This window comes from Mucilaginibacter sp. (assembly GCF_965277465.1).
Classification (GTDB): Bacteria; Bacteroidota; Bacteroidia; order Sphingobacteriales; family Sphingobacteriaceae; genus Mucilaginibacter.
In genome coordinates this window covers 1,940,926-1,958,129 of sequence record NZ_CBDICW010000001.1, presented here as the reverse complement: position 1 = coordinate 1,958,129, position 17,204 = coordinate 1,940,926, and the positions used below count along the sequence as shown (strand labels likewise).

Below are 17,204 nucleotides of genomic sequence, written 5' to 3'. Positions count from 1 at the left end.
TTATTTTTTACCCATTAGTTGGGCTAAAGCTTCTAACTTTTTAACCTTGTCTTCTTTTGCCAAAACTGAATTATCAACCTTAGAAAATTCTGCCGGGGTATCAGATAGGACTTCAAATGCACTTTCAATTGCTTTGAAATTGTCTGCAATCACTGACATATCCTGTTTTGAAGCTTTACCTGCTAAAGCATCCTTGATTGCTGAAATCATTGAATCCATTTCATTAATCTTGTCTGCTAATGCTTGTAAGGCTGCTGTGTTAGCATTATCTGCTACTGCATCACCGTCTTCATCAACTTCTGATGCTGCTTCTGCCGGGCTTTCACTTGCTTCTTCTACTGCATCTGCCGGGGCTTCTTCTTTTTTAGCCGGGGCTACTGCCTTTTTAGCAAAGTGTTCATCTGAATCATCAGATGCACCTTCCATTATTTCATCAATCATACCGCCCTTTGTGGCAAATGATTGACCGTTAGATAAAGTGTAGTTACCGTCTGGTGCAGGTATTGAACCTGTAACACTTGATACAGATACTTTAGTGCCCTTAGCATATTCACCTTCAATGGATACATCCTGAGAACCATCTTTTACTTTCACCGCTTCAAACTTTTGGTCTTCAACATAGAAAAGCATACCGATAGCCTTAGTTGCATTTTTGATAGATTCTATTGCTTCTTTTTTTGTCATTTTTAGATTTATTATCTTCTTTACTGGTAATAGGATTATCTGTTGAATAAATCCTTTACCCGTTATTATTCAATCTTTCGATTGCAGCGTTAAATTCTCTGATTGCTTGTGACAGTTCTAAATCATCAATGGCTGATGCACCGTCACTTAATTGATTTGTTGGGAATAATGAAAAGATACCTTCTACTGAAAAACCCTTGATTTGTCCTTTTTTAATGGCTTGCCAAACGGTAGGATTATTGACCTTAACCCCTACAACCCAAGAACCCAATGGCAGGTCTAAACCTGCGGGTGACGGTATTCTTTCATCAGTAATGGATTGAAAAACATAGCTGTCAGCCGGGATAATGGTATGCTCAATGTTGGTGTTGTTGAATAAACCTTTTTGGGCAAAAACCTGTGCTATCTGCCTGATGGTATCCTTAGAAAATACCGCATAGAAATCCCCTTTATCACCGTTACGATAAATGGGTTTATCAGGTATCATTGCTGCACCTAATAACTCCTGCTTTTCATCATTAGCTGCAAAATATTCAATTTTTGAAAAAGCGATAAAGTCACTTTCAATGGCAGGATTTTCTACAAGTGCTATGGCTGATACGAAGCTTTCATTAGCTTCATCAATTTTCAATTCGATTAATGGTAGTTTCATTAACCGGGTAATAGGTAATTACCTGCAAATAAAAAATCCGGTAGTTTTTTACGCTACCGGAGTAATCTTACATATAGTGCTGCACAAGTATTAAAACAGCTTTAGCAAGAAAAGAAAAAATAAAGACCAGCTTTTCATTTTTTCTTTATCACTTTTGAAGGAGAAATCTTTGAGAACCAATATTGCGCACAAAAGTTATTTTTAAAACGAAGAAAATACTTTTTTCAAACTCTACTTTAAGAAAAAAATTATGAAAAACTTTGAATACAGAAATCACTTAATAAGTGATGCTGACATATTTTTAACCAATGCATTATTTGAGTACTGGTTAGATGGTATGAATAGTAATGAAATTGAAATTGTTTCTTCAAATATGTTTAATTCACTAGAAAGTGGAAATACTTCTTATTCAATATTTACTGTTTACAAGGAATACAAAAAGTAGTTTTTAGTTCAAATAATTATTATTAAATAGTTGATTGCCTATCTAAATACGCTGCTCTATCCTGTGCGCTTGAAATATCCTTTTCAACTACATAAGCCTTTATTGGCTGTTGTTTGGTAGTATCAGGATGATTTAACACGTTAACGTTCTGTATTCCTTGCTGTGCAGCATTTAAAACAGTACTGTTGATAGTAGGTGCAGAATAAGAAGGTGTAACACCTGCTGATGAAGAAGCACCCGGTACTTTAACAGATAAAATAGTTTTAATATTTGCTAAACCAGAAGCTACAGCAACCCCGGCTGCTAATGCACCCCTTACAGGTGAAGTTAAATCCGGCACGGGCAAGAACTGTGATTCATAAGCTTTTTGTGCTGATAAATAAGTTGAAATTGTAGCAGAGGCTACAGCCAAAGCTTTACCTGCTACTGTATTTTTCCCGGCAATATCTGCTGCTGCCTGTAAACCCTGTGATACTTCATCATAAGTTGCTAATTTGGCTTCCTTTTCTGCTTCTGCTAATGCTATGCGGGCTTTAGCACCTTCATCATCTGAATCTTTTGAAGCTTTCTGATAGTTGGCTTCAATTTCAGCTAACTTAGTAGCGTTCCCTGCTGCTAAGAACTGTTCCTGTGCATATTGTGCTTTAAGGGCTGCTAACTTCGCTTTCCTGATTGCTTCTTCCTTGTTGAAAACTGTCTGAGCAGAATCTTTACCATCAGCCCCGGCACGGTTTGCATTTTCAGTATTAGTTACCCCTACATTGGCTGCACTGGTTGCATTAGATAAACCTTCTTCCTTATAACTACGGTTCAACTGATAGTCCCGGCTTGCATTGATAGCTTCTGATTCATCAGGGTTAGCATTTTTCAAGACTGCATCAGCTTCTTTTAATATTTGCTTACGCTTCTTTTCAAACTCATTTAAGGTATCATCATCACTTTTTTCAAGGTATGCCTTAACTTCATCAGCATATTTTTTATTTATTCTGCTTTTTGTTATACCCAAAGCTTCTTCTAAATCAGAAGCATCTTTTCCGTACTTCTTAGCTATGGCAATCAGTTTATTATACTTGAAATCTGCATCAGCCAATTCAATATCTCTTTGGCTTCGTCTACCTTCGTTAAGTACTTTGGCTGCTTCATCTTCACCTGATTTAAGCTTGTCCAAATCAGCCTTCCTTAAAGCATCTGCTTTCTGTTTGGCTGCTTTTTTAACCTTTTCGGCTTCGTCTGCCCTTTTCTTTATCTCAGTATTTTGTAGTACTGTAATTTCTGATTCACCATCTGCCAATTTCTTCTGGTAATCATCAGCATCTTTATCTAATAAGGTATTTTTAAGCTGTTGATTTTTAATTTCTAAGGCATAGGTATCCTGTCCTAATGCTTTTCTTTCCTTGATGATTCTTTCATTGGCATCAACTTCTTTCTGAACCCTGATTTTTCTTTCATCTTCGGCTTGTGAAGCTGCTTTTTCTGCTGCACCTTCTTTAAAGTTGGCTATAACGTTAGCATCATCTGCTATTTGCTTTAAACCATCCTTAAAATCTGCTGCTGCTGCCTTGAAATCTCCTTTTAGTACATCAATCAATACTTTTATACCTGTTACAACTTCATCAATGGGTATTTTCAAAAATTTAATAACAGATAAACCAACCCCGGAAATGATTTGTGAAAACTCCTTGAATACGGTGCCAGTGTTTTTTAAAGCAGGGAACAGCCTTTCAACGGCTGCTGTAACTTTATCCCAATTGGATACCAGATAAGCTAAAGCTGTAATGATTAAACCAATACCTATTGACCATAATGCAGCCTTTAAGCCGATTGAAGCACCAGTAGCACCTTCTTCTGCAACTGTTACTGCTTCTGTAGTTGCAACCTGTGCAATATTAGCTTCACTGGCTGCTGCTGAACCTTCCGTTCCTGCTGCTAAGGCTGCATCATATTCCGCTTGCGCTGCTGTTAAAGCTTGTAACGCTGTTACTTTGGCTGCTGCTGTTTCTAAAAATGCTTGTTCTCCAACTGTAGTTGCTACAGTAGCATCTAAACCTTCTGCCTTAACCGCATTTAAGGCTGTTTCCGCTTCAATGGTAGCTTCTGCTGCTGCAATTTTCGCTACCGCTAATTTATCCTCTGCAACCTGTTGAGCAGTTAAACTTTCAGTTACCGCTTCTGATGAAACAACCTGTGCATCCGTTGCAACAACAACCTTAGCTGCTGCTGCTGATGTTAAGCCTAACATTGATACAAATGAGCGGTAACCGTTGGTTATTTCGTGAATACCGCTTAATGCGTGGGATAATGCTAATACGCTTTGAAGGCGAAGCATTACTTCTTCTGCCTTAGCCCCTTTTATACCAAATAAACCCATAGCCCCGGCAACCCCGGTCATAGCTACGGCTGCGCCCCTTGCTATAGGAATCAATGAACCAAAACGACCTAAAGCCGGGTTAGCTGCTTCAATAGATTGTTTAAAATCTAAGGCTGCTAACTTTAATCTACCTAATTCTTTTGCGCCGTCCCTAAAAGCTTGTGAATTTCTACCTTGTACCTGTTCAATTTTTTGAAGTTCAGCCGTTAGTTCCCTTATCTGTAATTTATAGGATTGAACATTGGTTGTGCCTAAATTCTGATTACTGACAGATTCAATTTTTTTACCTAATGCGGTGATTCCCTGTTCTGCTTCTGAGGTATTAAGCCCTACATTTATTAATATTTTATCTTCGTCATTGCTTGCCATCTTTACCTTTTTTAAGAGGTAATAGGTGAAATTCAAAAAGAAAAAGCTACCTGATTAGATAGCTTTTCAATTGGGTAAGTGGTAAGGTTAAGATATTATCACCGGGCTCCTGCTACAGGTGTAACTACCAGTAATCACACCGCCAGTAACACTATAAGAATTAGTACCATCTGAATAAAAACCATCAGCTACATAACTGGTGCCGGTACTGTCTTTTACTATGGTATTGATTACAGGGTGCGGGTCGCTTATCTTATAATTTACATAGGTGCCTGAACCATCATTAGCAGAAGAACAGGTTAATGTTTTGGTTGAGCCTTCAACAAAATAGGCATCATAGGTCATACCGGATAAACTTGCAGTTGTACCGGAACTCACAATTGTTGAAGACGTATCAGTCAGATAATAGTAGGTACTGTTGGCGTAATAAGAACTGATATTTCTTACTGGAACATTACCCGAAAATCCAAATATGGTTGAACCAGTATTTAAAGTACCAGTGTTTGTACAATAATTACCACGGGGCGTAGTGGTTGAAGCCTGTGTTGGTGTAATAGCAAATCCTAAGTTGAAAGTAACCCCTGTATTAACGCAAATACCGTTAGCATTAGCAAATGTTTGCCCTGATGTTGCAGCCTCATTAACTGCCATTGCATCAGCATTAGCTTGTGAAATCTGTGATACATATTTTCCTGATGGAATTAAGTAATAAGAGGCTTCACCAGTATAACCTGAACCACAATTATTTTTTTGAATGAAGGCTGCATACGTTGAATTATAATACCCTGAAAACGGAGTATTGCTATCATTTAAATAGGCAGTTTGTAAAGTTATTGTTGACGGTGACTGACTGTTTGAATACTCAACCTTCAATATCTTAAAATAATTTTGACCTAAAACTGAATTAAAATAAACCGGGGTTCTAAAATCCAAATTTTGAATATCCACTTCATTTAAGTAGGCTGTTAGTTCAATAATCCGGGTGTTACTATCCGTTAGTTCTGCTATCTGATTTGAATAATATCTATCATATAAAGTTTTTTTACCTGAGCCATAATTTAACAGTACACCACCTGATGTATAAAATACTTCAAGGGGGTTACCAAAAGTTAAATCAACAAATTCATATTGTGCTGATAAACTAAATTCATTAGCCTGTGCATACTGGCTAAATGTATAACTGGCTGTATTACCGCTATCAATATGTGAAAAGTAATACTGCTGTGTTGCTGCACTTAATGAAACAATACCAATTTCATAGTTGGGGCAATTTTGTAACCCATTATAAAATAATAACCGGGGTACAGTTACCTTCTGCTTCTTCAAATTGTTGGTATCCAATTCCCACAAATTAGGAACGCTTCGCCCGTTATAAAAAGGAACAGGCGTTGAACCAAAAATCAGGTCAATACTTTTATCCTGACCATTAGTTGTACCTGTCAGCGTTAAATTACCATACGTTACACCATATTTATCTTTGTAATACTTGCTGTAATAATCGGTATCATCTTTAAAATTGAAGGTATACAGGTTAAAAATATCTGATACAGGGGTTTGTTTAAACGTTGATGCATTATCAATTTTATTAGTCCAGTTTATCGCATTCTTAACAATAGTATTAGCGTTGAACTTTGAATAATAGTCATTATAAGGGGTAAAAATAATATGTTTGGGGTTATCCGGGTCGGGGTAAACATACAGGTTAAACATCTGAATCACCGATTTTAGGAAATCTACCTGCTTAATTATCTGTGTGTTCTGACCTACCAAAACAGCCACATCATTTAAACCTACTGTTACCTGTGAACTATTCAACTGGCTACCAATTTTAACATCAACCAGATTATAGTTTACCGATATGCCTTCGGGTACGTGACCATCAATATAAAGGACAAAAGCCATTTCACCACCTGCATCAAATTGATTAGTTAAAACTAAATTACTGGTAATGGCAGGGTTGTATTGAATAGCCCCGCCTGTGACCGAATTGTAATTAGTAACAATCTGACCTATGTTATTGAATTGCCCGGTGCTACTGGTTCTATACAAACATTGAAAACTAATTTGGGCATCTGTACCTGAAAATTGAGCAGATGAAAATGTTATCTGTGCGCTTACCGTAGTGTTGATAGTTTTATTAAAAACGATACGATTACCATTGACCAATGCCGGGTTTATCAATGTCTGACCAGTAGCCCCGGTTAGCACATTATTAAACCCTATTAAATTGTTGTATTCGGTGCGGTGGTTGGTGTTATCTCTATAGGTTTGATTGTTCCCGTTGTACTGAACGGGTGTAGTGTTTCTGTTAACCTCAAATATGATAGATGGTGCCTGAGCAAAACTAAAATCAGAATCATTATTGGGAACAATAAGCTTATTAAATTCATCCATAAAAGCGGTTGAACCTGTAACGGTGTAACTATAGTTCCCGGTTAACCCCGTTTGTGTGAACAAGGCATTAAAGTACTCTTTCAGATAAAAAGAAGGTCTGAAATTCCGGTAATCTATCTGGTTATCAAACGAAGTATCATTAGCTATATTAGCCCCGTAATCAATCATTGAATAAACAAAACCATCACCTGTATTACCTGTAATGCTCACCCCATTTTTGGTATAAATGTTAGACCAACTGTTTACAATATTTTGGATATTGTAAGTATGGCTGAACCCGGAAAAGTTTAAATCAGATATTAATTTATCATTGATGATATAAAAGAAATCAGCTATGTAATTTTTGATGTAGCATTCATAGGTGATGTTACCTGATGAATCCCGGTTTGAAGAAATAAATTGAAGCTTGCCCTTAAAAATCTGAACCTTGTTTTCAAGTACAATGCAATCAATATCCTGTGTAATATCAAAATTGAAGTAAAAAGATAAGTTAACGGAATCATCAACATACCTGTTCAGGTTGGATAAATTGCCAAAAATTACATTGTTATTCTTAGTTGCCTTAAAGCTTATGGTCTTTGAAATGGCTGCTTTGCGGGTTGATATATCAGCAAGGTCTGCTACCTGAAATGTAGAACTAAAATCTATTCCTTCACAATCAAGTTTGGCGTAATTCCCGGTTGAACCAGTGGTAGAATCAATTAAATATATTTCGTAGTAATCGTTGTTGAACATCCTTTTTTAAGAAGGTAATAGGCTTCAACACCGGAAAATCTGATGCACAATAAGCTAAAAACAAAAGGCTTGAAAATTCAAGCCCCTTGTTTTAAAATATGTTTTCTAAAAACGTTTGTGCCAAATAACTTAATTTTAAAGTTGCAGCCCCGGTTGTATCCGTGTTTGGGTGTATGCCATCCGTTAACCAACTATTTTTAACAGTTATTGAAGGACTTGAACCCGGAACTATCTGATTGTTCCAACCTGTATTTTCCCAAGTCTTAAAAATAGGAACAGAGAAGTAAGAAGCAACTAACTGTTGAGCAGTAGCTATCAATGGTCTTTCCTGATTTTCATAGTGACCAAAAATAGCAACCGTTGCTTTAGGTTTAGCTTGATAAAGTTTAAACAGACAGTAGATAAAAGCACCTATGAAGGTTGTTCTATCCTGTACGTTTGATGGTAACGTTGCAAAGTTGCTTGAATCAACTGAATAGTCATTGTAACCAAAGTCAAAAACAAATAAATCTGCACTCAGATTACCTAACATTTTAGCTTCATAACTTTGCAACTGGTAGGCAGGATTTGAAGGATAGGCTGTTGCATATTCCGCTTCTGTCTTGCCAAAACTTACTATATCAAAGTTAGACGGTAATGCTGAACCGTTACTTAATGCAATTCGCATTAAGCTTGAAGGCTGTGCTACGTTGATGATATTTGCCCCTAACCTTGCTGCTGCCAAATTCGGATATGAATTTGGTATTCCTGTAGGATAACCCGCCGGGATAGAAGTACCCATCCAAACGATAGTTTTACCAAACCATCTTGATTTTACATACTGAGCATTATTTGCTGACAGGTTGTTGATAGCCTTATAAACATCAGGAAACACTGTTGTTACAGGTGTACCACCGCTTGATAAGTAAGAATAAAACCCGCTAATCGTTACTGCATCCTGTGCTGCTGTTGCAAAATTGGCACCAATGTACACACCAGTGTTATTACCTGTTGATGGTGCTAAAAGTGTCTTTCTTATTTCCCAAATCCCGTAAGTGCTACCACTTGAAACAAGGGTCTGACCAGTTGCAATTGGGTTAACTGCTGTAAAGCCCGAAGCATTGTAAACGTAGGCATTGGCATTGTTGGCATAAAGGTTAGTAAACTTAGTTATGTCAGCCGTTTTAACGAAAAAGGCAACCTGAATGTAATTACCATCAATGACATTACCGTAATTGTATTTGTAGTATAAATATCTGCTGTTGGCTGCTAACGTCTGACCAGAAGCAAATACTACACTGTTGGTTATTTTTAAAGTGGTTAGATAAGGGTCTGTTTCAGCTACAATTGCAGATGTTGCATCATTGTACCAAGATGAACTGGCAGGAATCGTTGCAAAACCGTAGTTAGCGTTATCCTGATGGATGGAAATTTTGTTATCAACTGCTGCAACTGATGTATTAACTGCTGCAATTGATGTATTTAATGAAGCCGTAACGGGTGAAAAATCAACACCAAAGGCTGAGCCATTAATAGTACCTATTGTGGTTAATCCGCTATAGGCAATATAGGCAGTTGCAGAAGTACCTTGTTCAAATTGAATTACACCGCTTTGGGTTGAATTTTGAAACTGAGTAGTAAATCTTACGTAGGTTGAACCAGAAGGCGCAACATAAACACCATTAAGTGAACCAGAACCCCAATTGGCACCCTGTGAAGCAGGGGTAATTAGGTTTTTGTTAACATCGTAAAAGGCTAAACCGTTTGTACCCGGACTGGCTACCCTGCCAGAAATATAATAAGATAACCCTGCTGTTACAGGTATGTAATCAGAAATTACTGAACCAGGCGCAGATGCGCCTGAAACTATTGAACCATCAGTATAATTAATAAAAGCAGGTGTTTGAACTGCTGAATAGTCAAATAAATTTCTGTTTGTCGGAATCTTCTTTGCTACAATATTGATTGAACTACCAGAATTGATTGACAAATATCTGGTGTCATATCGGGCATCAAATAAAGTATCACCAGAACTAAAACCCCAATTCTTTAAAGTGGTAACCGTAATACCTGATGGTAATGATTCGATTGCCGATTTTGTCATTGTGGCAAGCGTAGTAAATGCGTTACCTACAGTTGCAGGTAATATTGTATTGGGTAGTGTCTGGTTAGTTATACCAGAACTGATTTGACTATTGAAAGAAGTAATATCCATTTATCTATTTTCTTAGGAAATAGGTAGAGGTTATTAATAATTCATATTAATCCCGGTGTCCCTCATTGTGAATACAAGTTCAAGTCTTAATAATGAAGTTGTATATTTTTTCTGCTGAACAGGAAAGTTTAAATTGGTTACAGTTACAGGGTAAAACATACCATTTAGAAGCCTTATATAGACCTTTTGACTTTTAACCAACTCCTTTAGGAATCTAACTTCTTCGTCCCTTAGAGCGTCTGTAATGACCTTATAAGTGGATGTAGCGTTAACATTGATGGTGGTATTTTCTTCATTAAAGACTGAGTTGTTATTATCAGTATAAATGCCCCCAATGTTAATTGAAAACGGGTTATCTGTAATTGAAGTTTTCACCACATCTAAAGTTTCACGGGGGTTGAAAAACATAAAACTATCATAGCCCCCTAACTGATTACCGAATACAATTTGAACAGGGGTATTCTTACAAGATGTATTCTTTAGCACATAAGTTCTTACAACACTCTTAGAATTACCTGATACATCAGTTAGGTTAACGGTAAAATAATTGGCACTGCTCAGACTGTAATTTGTACCAAAAGGCGAAGTGAACATACTTCCAAATTCTCTACCTATAGAATTGGCAAAGCTGCTTCCAAAGGTATTGGTAATGGCTGCCGGGCTTATATCAATTCTGGTTGCACCAGATGTACTACCTGAAATAGCAAGTTGATGACTACCTACTAAAGTATTACCTGCACCGTAAAAGTTTAAGTTTACGTTACCTGACCGACCATCATTTAAAAAGTATAAATATTCGGATGATGTTAAATACATCGTTGAAATTGGTGGTTTATTGGTTAAGAAGTTAGCAGTGTTACCTGTGGTTAAAACATAGTTGTGATAATCAAATGAACTGAATGATACTTTATCAACTAAGCCGTTCCAAACATAAAACAAGCCAGTAGTTGAGGTTGTACCATCAACGATAATACCGTTAGAATAAATTTTTTCTGTAACAGTTAATTGGTAAGCCTGTAAAATATTGGGGGTATAGTCAACTAAATTAGCTGATGGTAAAAGCTGATAGTTTACCGTATTTGAAAGGATAGTTGAAAGGTCGGTAAAGCTACCAGTAAGGTAATCCGGGGTTGTAAAAAGCCTTAAAGAACCTATGATATTACCTAAATTATCGGTTATGGTTACTTTGAAAAACTGAATTAAAGGATTATCAGATTGAATCTGAAATATAACAGGATTATTTACCGGGGTGTACTTATTTGGTTGTTTTATAAATGAAATCATTACCTACTTTTTAAGGGGTAATAGGTAATGGATAGAGAATTATTATATTTGGTAAAACCTAAATCAATGGAAAAAAATAATAATTTTAATGAAATAATATATTTAGGAGAGAGAGTAATTCAGAAAAAAGAAATAAAGTTTAAATTTTCTTTTGCAGAATATTTATCAATTATGACTGGCTGTACTTTATTGTATGGGATTATAACTTTAGAAGTATATTATGCCTGCTTTAGATTTAATGTATTCAATTTTTTGGATTTAAAAGAAATCGCAGCTTTAATTGTCGAAAATTTGAGTGCTGTTATTCTTTTAATAATTCTTTCTATCTTATATAAAGATATTGCGTTAAGGGTTATTAGTAACGTGATTCCCCAAAATGACTATAATAAATTTATGTCTGAATTAATACAAAATAGAAAAAGACACGTTTACAAATTTTTTATTTTTTTTGCTGGAATATATGCTATAGTTGGTGTAATTTCCTATTTTACTCATTTGCTTTCAGGTACAGAATCCTTGACAGTTTTAATTGCTGTAAGCATTGTTCCACTTTTGTTTTATATTGAAAAGGAGTTAATTGAAATTAAAAAAGAATACACTTTAAAATCTACACAAGCAATTGGTATTTATTTAATAGGAATAATTTTCTTAATTTATTTACCAATATTGCAAGGGCTACTTAAAGCAAGCTTAAAATATGAATATTACTCAAGACCAATCGAAATAGCACTAAAAGACAAATTAAAATCTGATTATTTTTTGTTGAAAACTCCAGACAATAAAATTGACACTATCACTTCGAATCGAAATTTTTTCTTTATCGGTAAATCATCCAATTACGTTTTTTTTTATAATAGGGCGCACGATAATGTCGAAGTTTACCCTAATAAAGACATAATTAAATATTCTTTTAGATAATCACTTACCCTTACTTTCAATATTGTTGCCCTCTTTATTATAAATCTCAGTCTTCAACTTGCCTATAACAAAGCCCTTAGCATTCTTTATTAAGTCCTGCTTTAGCTTTTCCTTTTCTTCATCCCACTTGATAGGTCGGGGTTTAAAACCTTCATTGTAAACCTTTGTAGCCATAGCCCAAGCAAGCTTCAATTGGTCTTTTTCTTCGTTAACTTCTTTAAATGGTGAAGGGTTACCGTAGTATTTTGGATTGTGAACCATACTTATATTCTTAGATTGAATCCAAGCCAAGAAAATTTCTACCGGGGGTCTTTTATCTTTGTACTGGTAAACCGTATCATACACTTGAACCTTCACACCATTAACACCGTAGTTTTGCCATAGGATATGACCTGAACCTTTAATGTGTATTTCATCACCAGAAGACTCTACTGTTAGGTTCTCAATAGCCCCGGTGTTAACAAAGTCCGGGATAGCTTGAATATTTGCTTGAATCCGTTTAATAAATTGGGCACAAGCATCTTCTGCTGCCGACAAAGCAGAAGTAAATTTGTTCTTATTTACACCCAAAGAATCAAGGGCTGCTGCATTAGCTTGTGATAGTGTTGCCATCCAAAAAGGTTAAAAAGGGTTTAAAGCTGATTTACCGTTTAAACCCCGGTTTATAATTGTTTTACTGACTTTAACTGTTATAGGTTCTTAACCCTTTAGGAACTGATTTTACCATTACGATTTTCTATGACGGTTACCTGCTGCTTCAATAATGTTGCAATAGTTAGCACTGCCATAACGTTATCTTCTAACACTTGCCAAAAGGTTTGTTTGGTGAAATCGGATACCTGATTAGCAATTAACCAGTAGTTCCAATTCTGGTTGAACTCTTTTTCAATGGATTGTGATTCTGCCAATATCGGGTCAATATCCGCTTCCCTGTTTGTATCTGAGCCTTCATCAGTTGCTTGTATGAAGAAGTCACCAAACGTTTCAAATACTTTTGTATGTTCAGATTGACAAAAAAAAAACCTGTTATAATTTCTGGAATAGATAGTTCTAAAAAGTAGTCTTCTTTAAGGTTATCCTTACTGAACACTGATAACATTAATGGCAGGTTGTTGATAGCTGATGATAAAATCTTTTCAGGTGTAAAATCTAAACTTAGCTTCTGAAACGTTATGAAGTTATCGTAAGATAGTTCTGAAAACTGCTTATATTTTATTTGGGTTTTAACCTGTTCAGGTGCCGTACTTATAAAGCTGATTTTGTTAACGGCTTCATCCAATTGAACCATAGTCAGCTTTTCAATTTCCTCAACTGGTACATCAGTTAAAAGACTAATGATGTGAACATTCTTATCTAACTCAGTTAAGTACTGATTGGTAAATATATCCGGGTCTGGTAAAACGTCTTCTTCTGGCTCCTGAATAACCGGGGATAGTTTTATATAATCTTTTAGTTTAAGTTCAGCCCAAGTACCGGGTAACTTCTGTAATATTTCTTTGTAATTCATTTGTTGTTCTTATTTAGTATAGCCAACCTGCATAGTTTGATAGTGCAGCTTGTTTAAGGTAATGGTTAGCCATTGCCAAACTCATAACCGTATCATCGTGAAACCCTGATTGTGCTTCATATTTAATATGCCCTGATGGTTGAATCTTATATTCAAAAACCATCATTTCATTAGCTGTTACTTCATTCATTTTAACCTTACCTAATGACAAATCCTTAACCAACTCCATAACGATTTGGGGCTTACTGGTTGAAGTGAATTTAAACCCGGTAATATTTTGGCAGGTAGTTGATAACTGTTCAAACACTGCATCACCTACACCAGTACTATCAACGGCTTTAAGACAGTATGAAGGCAGGGCTTTAACCATTTCTATGGTATAAGCCCACGGTTGTTTAAAGCGGTCAAAATAGGTCATAGCACCATCTTCATCTAATCCTATGAATACAGTGTAGTCATTATGTTTACCTAAGTCAATACCGATAACCTTAGTTTCTTTCCTGCTTAATTCCGTAATGGTATTATCCCGGATGTTATCAACCCCAAATGGGTTATTACTATTCTCTCCGGGTTCAGCTAAGTATTCCTGTCTGAACGCTGCATCAGGTAGTTCTAATGCTGCTGCATCTATTTCACTTTTAGCAATGTGCGGGTTATCATAACTGGTGAAATGGAATGATTCATAGCCGTCTTCTTTATTTAATCCCTTATTATAAAGGGCGTAGAAATAGTTTTTACCACGGGGTGTACTAATGAACAGGGCATTACCTTTATAGTCTGTCAGTGTTGGTCTGATGCTGTTTAACCAAGCGGATTCTAAGTCTGGTATGTACGCTGCTTCATCAATGATAACGGTATGAAACTTGCGCCCTCTAAAGTTATCAAGTCGTTCACCTGTTAAAAATGATAGCGTACCACCAGTAATTAATTCAATAATTAAATCTGTCTTGTTAGCTGACTTAATCAGTTTAAAAGGTATCAACTTTAGAACGTCCTGAAAGAAGATTTTACTAAGTTGATAGGTCGGGGTCACATAGGCAATCTGTTTGCCATTGATAATACCCAAGACAGATATTATCTGACTTATCAATGATTTGCCCCACCTTCGGCCACATAGTAAAACCTTAAATCTGGCTTTAGAATTTAGTACTTGTTGTTGCCCTGAATGTGGTTTCGGTAAAGTTAAATTAACGTTCAAAGTGTATTTTCATTCATCATTTTGACACCTACCTTCAAAAAACAGCCTTTAAAGTATGTTTAAGGCATATTTTTGGTTGGTAACATATCAACCTGTGTACCCTAAAAGGGTTAACGAAGTGGTTTTATTCTTCGCTATTATAATCCCCGGTCGGGTAATCAGTGGCTATATCACCATCTGAAAAGCTTACTGTTATTTTAATTTCACCTGAATATTCAACGGTGTCTTCATTCTTCGCTAATGTTGGTAATACATACTTAGCTACAGCGTTTAAAATAGTCCACTGCTTAAACTCATTCATAGATGCTAAGTCATCAGCCAATTCATCAACCTTATCAGCTAATACTTTTTGTATCGCTTCTCTAATCTCTGCTGTAGATTTATTTTTAACCCCCGGTAATCTACCCCCGGTTTTTGGCTTCCCTTTTTCAAACGGCATATTCTTTAATTATTCTATTTGAATAGGTAATAAGATATATGTGCGATAAAAAAGAGTGAGGTTATTACTTTAAAGTGTTAACTAATTACCAATGTTAATAACTAAAAAAATTAGTATAATTATGAAGTATTACATTTATAATTAGTTTCAACCTGACCTAATTAGTCACATATTATGAATGCATTAGAAAAGAAAATAATAGAATTAGAAGAAAGGATAAATGATGTTCAGAAGCAAAAATCTAAACCACGAAAAGTAAGTTGGTATAATAGAAATTTAGCTTCTATAACATTTTTTGGATATTTGGCTGCAACAATAATTGGTGCTATTTCTTTGATTTTAAGTTACAAATTCTCGAAATCCACTTTAGCGGAATATAAAAATCAAGATAAATTAAATCAAAAACAATTTGCCCATATAATTAAAAAAGATTCACAATCAGATTCAACTGCAAGAGTGGATAAAATACATCAAGATTCTTTAAATAAACATCAGGATACAATTAACAGAGAACAGTTAGGATATTTTAAAAATCAAACACTGACTGGTATCGAGCAATTAAGGTACTTCAAAAAACAGACTTTAATAGCTGAAAATCAATTAAACCGGGCACAAATTATTTATGAAGAACAGCAGAATGAAAATAAGCCTATTTTCATCTTTTCTCAATATAAAATTGATACGATTAAAAATAAAGCGATAAGAACTATAACATCAACCATTACAAATGGCGGTAAAAGAAATGCTTATGTAAGAAAGGTTATTCTGACTTTTTGGAATGTCCGGAACAATACAATACATTCTGATTCGCCGCCTTCCGCAGGTATAGACTTATTACCTAATTCATTTATAACAGTAATGATTCCTATTGATGAGAATGTTGGATTTAATGAAGATACATACGTTATGAAAGAAGTATTTTATGATGATGAATTGTTGAAAGGAGTTCAAATTTTCCGAGAATTTTCACAATTTAGACTGACAAATGGTATTTCTTCTTTTCAATTAAGTACAGAAGTTCAAGATAAATTTCTGGAAGCGATAAAATACATTGAGAAAAAAGAAAATCGTAAAATTTTAACTTATTGAGAATTTTGCTTTCTTTTTTGGGGCGTTCTGTAAAAGTCTGGACTATTTATCTAAAAGAGATAAATGGCAAAGCTTACCAAACAAGAAATTAAAGAACACAACATAGCAGTTGAACTATTACAAAAAGATAAATTAACATTTGAAGAAAAGCTGATAGTCTATGAAAAATGGAATGAATCAGCTGTATCATTGAACAGTGAAGCCGGGGCATTCTTTACCCCTATTGCCTTAGCAAATGACTTCTCCCTTAACATTTATGATAAGGCTAAAACAATAGACCTTTGCGCCGGGATAGGTATGTTATCCTTTGTTGCTTATCATTACCGGGAATGTAATGATATTACCTGTGTAGAACTTAACCCTATCTATTGTGAAGTAGGTAAAAAGTTATTGCCAGAGGCTAACTGGATTAACGGTAGCATCTTTGATTATAAAGATTTTGGTCATTTTGACCAAGCTATTTCCAATCCCCCGTTCGGAAAAATCAAAACTGGTTTAGATACTGAGGTTCAAAAAGAGTTAGCGTACAAGGGTGCAGAATTTGATTTGATTACCATTGATATATCTTCAAAGATTGCTGATTACGGCTGCTTCATTTTACCCCAAACCAGTACACCCTTCAAGTATTCAGGTGCAGAGTTTTTTATGGATTTAAGGCAGCAAAACAAAGGTTATAATCCTTATGATTTATCAGTACCCGCCAAGGTTCAGAAGTTCATTAAGGAAACAGGTTTAGACTATCAGTTCAATATTGGAATTGATACCAGTTACTATAAAAATGACTGGAAAGGTGTAAGCCCTATCTGTGAAATAGTTGATTTTAATTTTAAGGATAATTTTTAATTTAATACAAAAATATTAAATTGCGTAATCTACAATCGGCAATCTTATTGCCTAATGTGATAGGTTTAGGTAGAAATCCCCAAAG

Annotated in this window: 14 protein-coding genes; 4 read left to right on the top strand and 10 right to left on the bottom strand. The window is 35.4% G+C overall.

Going from position 1 to position 17,204, the window contains the following annotated elements:
- Both ACQY4U_RS08920 and ACQY4U_RS08915 read right to left on the bottom strand, forming a co-directional pair.
- Entirely contained in the window at positions 1–684 is a 684-nt protein-coding gene (locus tag ACQY4U_RS08920) for a hypothetical protein (RefSeq protein WP_428329045.1), read from the bottom strand.
- A gap of 55 nt (positions 685–739) precedes the next feature.
- Entirely contained in the window at positions 740–1,315 is a 576-nt protein-coding gene (locus tag ACQY4U_RS08915) for an XkdF-like putative serine protease domain-containing protein (protein ID WP_428329044.1), read from the bottom strand.
- A 271-nt stretch (positions 1,316–1,586) separates the two neighbouring features.
- Here ACQY4U_RS08915 and ACQY4U_RS08910 point away from each other — a divergent pair, with 271 nt between their 5' ends.
- Positions 1,587–1,781, top strand: a complete 195-nt coding sequence (locus ACQY4U_RS08910) for a hypothetical protein (RefSeq protein ID WP_428329043.1) — start codon at positions 1,587–1,589, stop codon at positions 1,779–1,781.
- A 22-nt stretch (positions 1,782–1,803) separates the two neighbouring features.
- Here ACQY4U_RS08910 and ACQY4U_RS08905 read toward each other — a convergent pair whose 3' ends face one another.
- The 4 genes from ACQY4U_RS08905 to ACQY4U_RS08890 form a co-directional block, all read right to left on the bottom strand.
- On the bottom strand, positions 1,804–4,518 hold the full coding sequence (locus ACQY4U_RS08905; RefSeq protein ID WP_428329042.1) for a hypothetical protein: 2,715 nt from the start codon (positions 4,516–4,518) through the stop codon (positions 1,804–1,806).
- Between the two features lie 87 nt (positions 4,519–4,605).
- Positions 4,606–7,647, bottom strand: a complete 3,042-nt coding sequence (locus ACQY4U_RS08900) for a DUF5977 domain-containing protein (RefSeq protein WP_428329041.1) — start codon at positions 7,645–7,647, stop codon at positions 4,606–4,608.
- Between the two features lie 91 nt (positions 7,648–7,738).
- Positions 7,739–9,841: a hypothetical protein gene (locus ACQY4U_RS08895; protein WP_428329040.1), complete on the bottom strand. Its 2,103-nt coding sequence runs from the start codon at positions 9,839–9,841 to the stop codon at positions 7,739–7,741.
- Between the two features lie 33 nt (positions 9,842–9,874).
- On the bottom strand, positions 9,875–11,125 hold the full coding sequence (locus tag ACQY4U_RS08890) for a hypothetical protein (RefSeq protein ID WP_428329039.1): 1,251 nt from the start codon (positions 11,123–11,125) through the stop codon (positions 9,875–9,877).
- Between the two features lie 27 nt (positions 11,126–11,152).
- Between ACQY4U_RS08890 and ACQY4U_RS08885 the strand changes: the two genes are divergently transcribed.
- Complete coding sequence (locus ACQY4U_RS08885; RefSeq protein WP_428329038.1) at positions 11,153–12,043, top strand: hypothetical protein; 891 nt, start codon at positions 11,153–11,155, stop codon at positions 12,041–12,043.
- On the opposite strand, the gene ACQY4U_RS08880 is transcribed toward ACQY4U_RS08885, so the two are convergent.
- From ACQY4U_RS08880 to ACQY4U_RS08865, 4 genes are all read right to left on the bottom strand, one after another.
- Positions 12,044–12,655 (bottom strand): hypothetical protein, encoded by a 612-nt coding sequence (locus ACQY4U_RS08880; RefSeq protein ID WP_428329037.1) that lies wholly within the window; start codon positions 12,653–12,655, stop codon positions 12,044–12,046.
- 238 nt (positions 12,656–12,893) lie between these two features.
- Complete coding sequence (locus ACQY4U_RS08875; RefSeq protein WP_428329036.1) at positions 12,894–13,550, bottom strand: hypothetical protein; 657 nt, start codon at positions 13,548–13,550, stop codon at positions 12,894–12,896.
- 13 nt (positions 13,551–13,563) lie between these two features.
- Entirely contained in the window at positions 13,564–14,748 is a 1,185-nt protein-coding gene (locus ACQY4U_RS08870; RefSeq protein ID WP_428329035.1) for a terminase large subunit domain-containing protein, read from the bottom strand.
- 124 nt (positions 14,749–14,872) lie between these two features.
- The gene (locus tag ACQY4U_RS08865; protein ID WP_428329034.1) at positions 14,873–15,187 is read right to left on the bottom strand and encodes a hypothetical protein; all 315 of its coding nucleotides are present in this window, start codon (positions 15,185–15,187) and stop codon (positions 14,873–14,875) included.
- Between the two features lie 174 nt (positions 15,188–15,361).
- Here ACQY4U_RS08865 and ACQY4U_RS08860 point away from each other — a divergent pair, with 174 nt between their 5' ends.
- Both ACQY4U_RS08860 and ACQY4U_RS08855 read left to right on the top strand, forming a co-directional pair.
- On the top strand, positions 15,362–16,276 hold the full coding sequence (locus ACQY4U_RS08860) for a hypothetical protein (RefSeq protein ID WP_428329033.1): 915 nt from the start codon (positions 15,362–15,364) through the stop codon (positions 16,274–16,276).
- A 63-nt stretch (positions 16,277–16,339) separates the two neighbouring features.
- Positions 16,340–17,119, top strand: coding sequence for a methyltransferase (locus ACQY4U_RS08855; protein ID WP_428329032.1), 780 nt, complete (start codon positions 16,340–16,342; stop codon positions 17,117–17,119).
- Positions 17,120–17,204: the final 85 nt, after the last annotated feature.

Excerpts from the sequence above, each read along its gene's own strand:
- ACQY4U_RS08920 (WP_428329045.1), bottom strand. The coding sequence starts at position 684 with ATGACAAAAAAAGAAGCAATAGAATCTATCAAAAATGCAACTAAGGCT.
- ACQY4U_RS08910 (WP_428329043.1), top strand. The coding sequence starts at position 1,587 with ATGAAAAACTTTGAATACAGAAATCACTTAATAAGTGATGCTGACATA.
- ACQY4U_RS08905 (WP_428329042.1), bottom strand. The coding sequence starts at position 4,518 with ATGGCAAGCAATGACGAAGATAAAATATTAATAAATGTAGGGCTTAAT.
- ACQY4U_RS08900 (WP_428329041.1), bottom strand. The coding sequence starts at position 7,647 with ATGTTCAACAACGATTACTACGAAATATATTTAATTGATTCTACCACT.
- ACQY4U_RS08895 (WP_428329040.1), bottom strand. The coding sequence starts at position 9,841 with ATGGATATTACTTCTTTCAATAGTCAAATCAGTTCTGGTATAACTAAC.
- ACQY4U_RS08890 (WP_428329039.1), bottom strand. The coding sequence starts at position 11,125 with ATGATTTCATTTATAAAACAACCAAATAAGTACACCCCGGTAAATAAT.
- ACQY4U_RS08885 (WP_428329038.1), top strand. The coding sequence starts at position 11,153 with ATGGATAGAGAATTATTATATTTGGTAAAACCTAAATCAATGGAAAAA.
- ACQY4U_RS08880 (WP_428329037.1), bottom strand. The coding sequence starts at position 12,655 with ATGGCAACACTATCACAAGCTAATGCAGCAGCCCTTGATTCTTTGGGT.
- ACQY4U_RS08875 (WP_428329036.1), bottom strand. The coding sequence starts at position 13,550 with ATGAATTACAAAGAAATATTACAGAAGTTACCCGGTACTTGGGCTGAA.
- ACQY4U_RS08865 (WP_428329034.1), bottom strand. The coding sequence starts at position 15,187 with ATGCCGTTTGAAAAAGGGAAGCCAAAAACCGGGGGTAGATTACCGGGG.
- ACQY4U_RS08860 (WP_428329033.1), top strand. The coding sequence starts at position 15,362 with ATGAATGCATTAGAAAAGAAAATAATAGAATTAGAAGAAAGGATAAAT.
- ACQY4U_RS08855 (WP_428329032.1), top strand. The coding sequence starts at position 16,340 with ATGGCAAAGCTTACCAAACAAGAAATTAAAGAACACAACATAGCAGTT.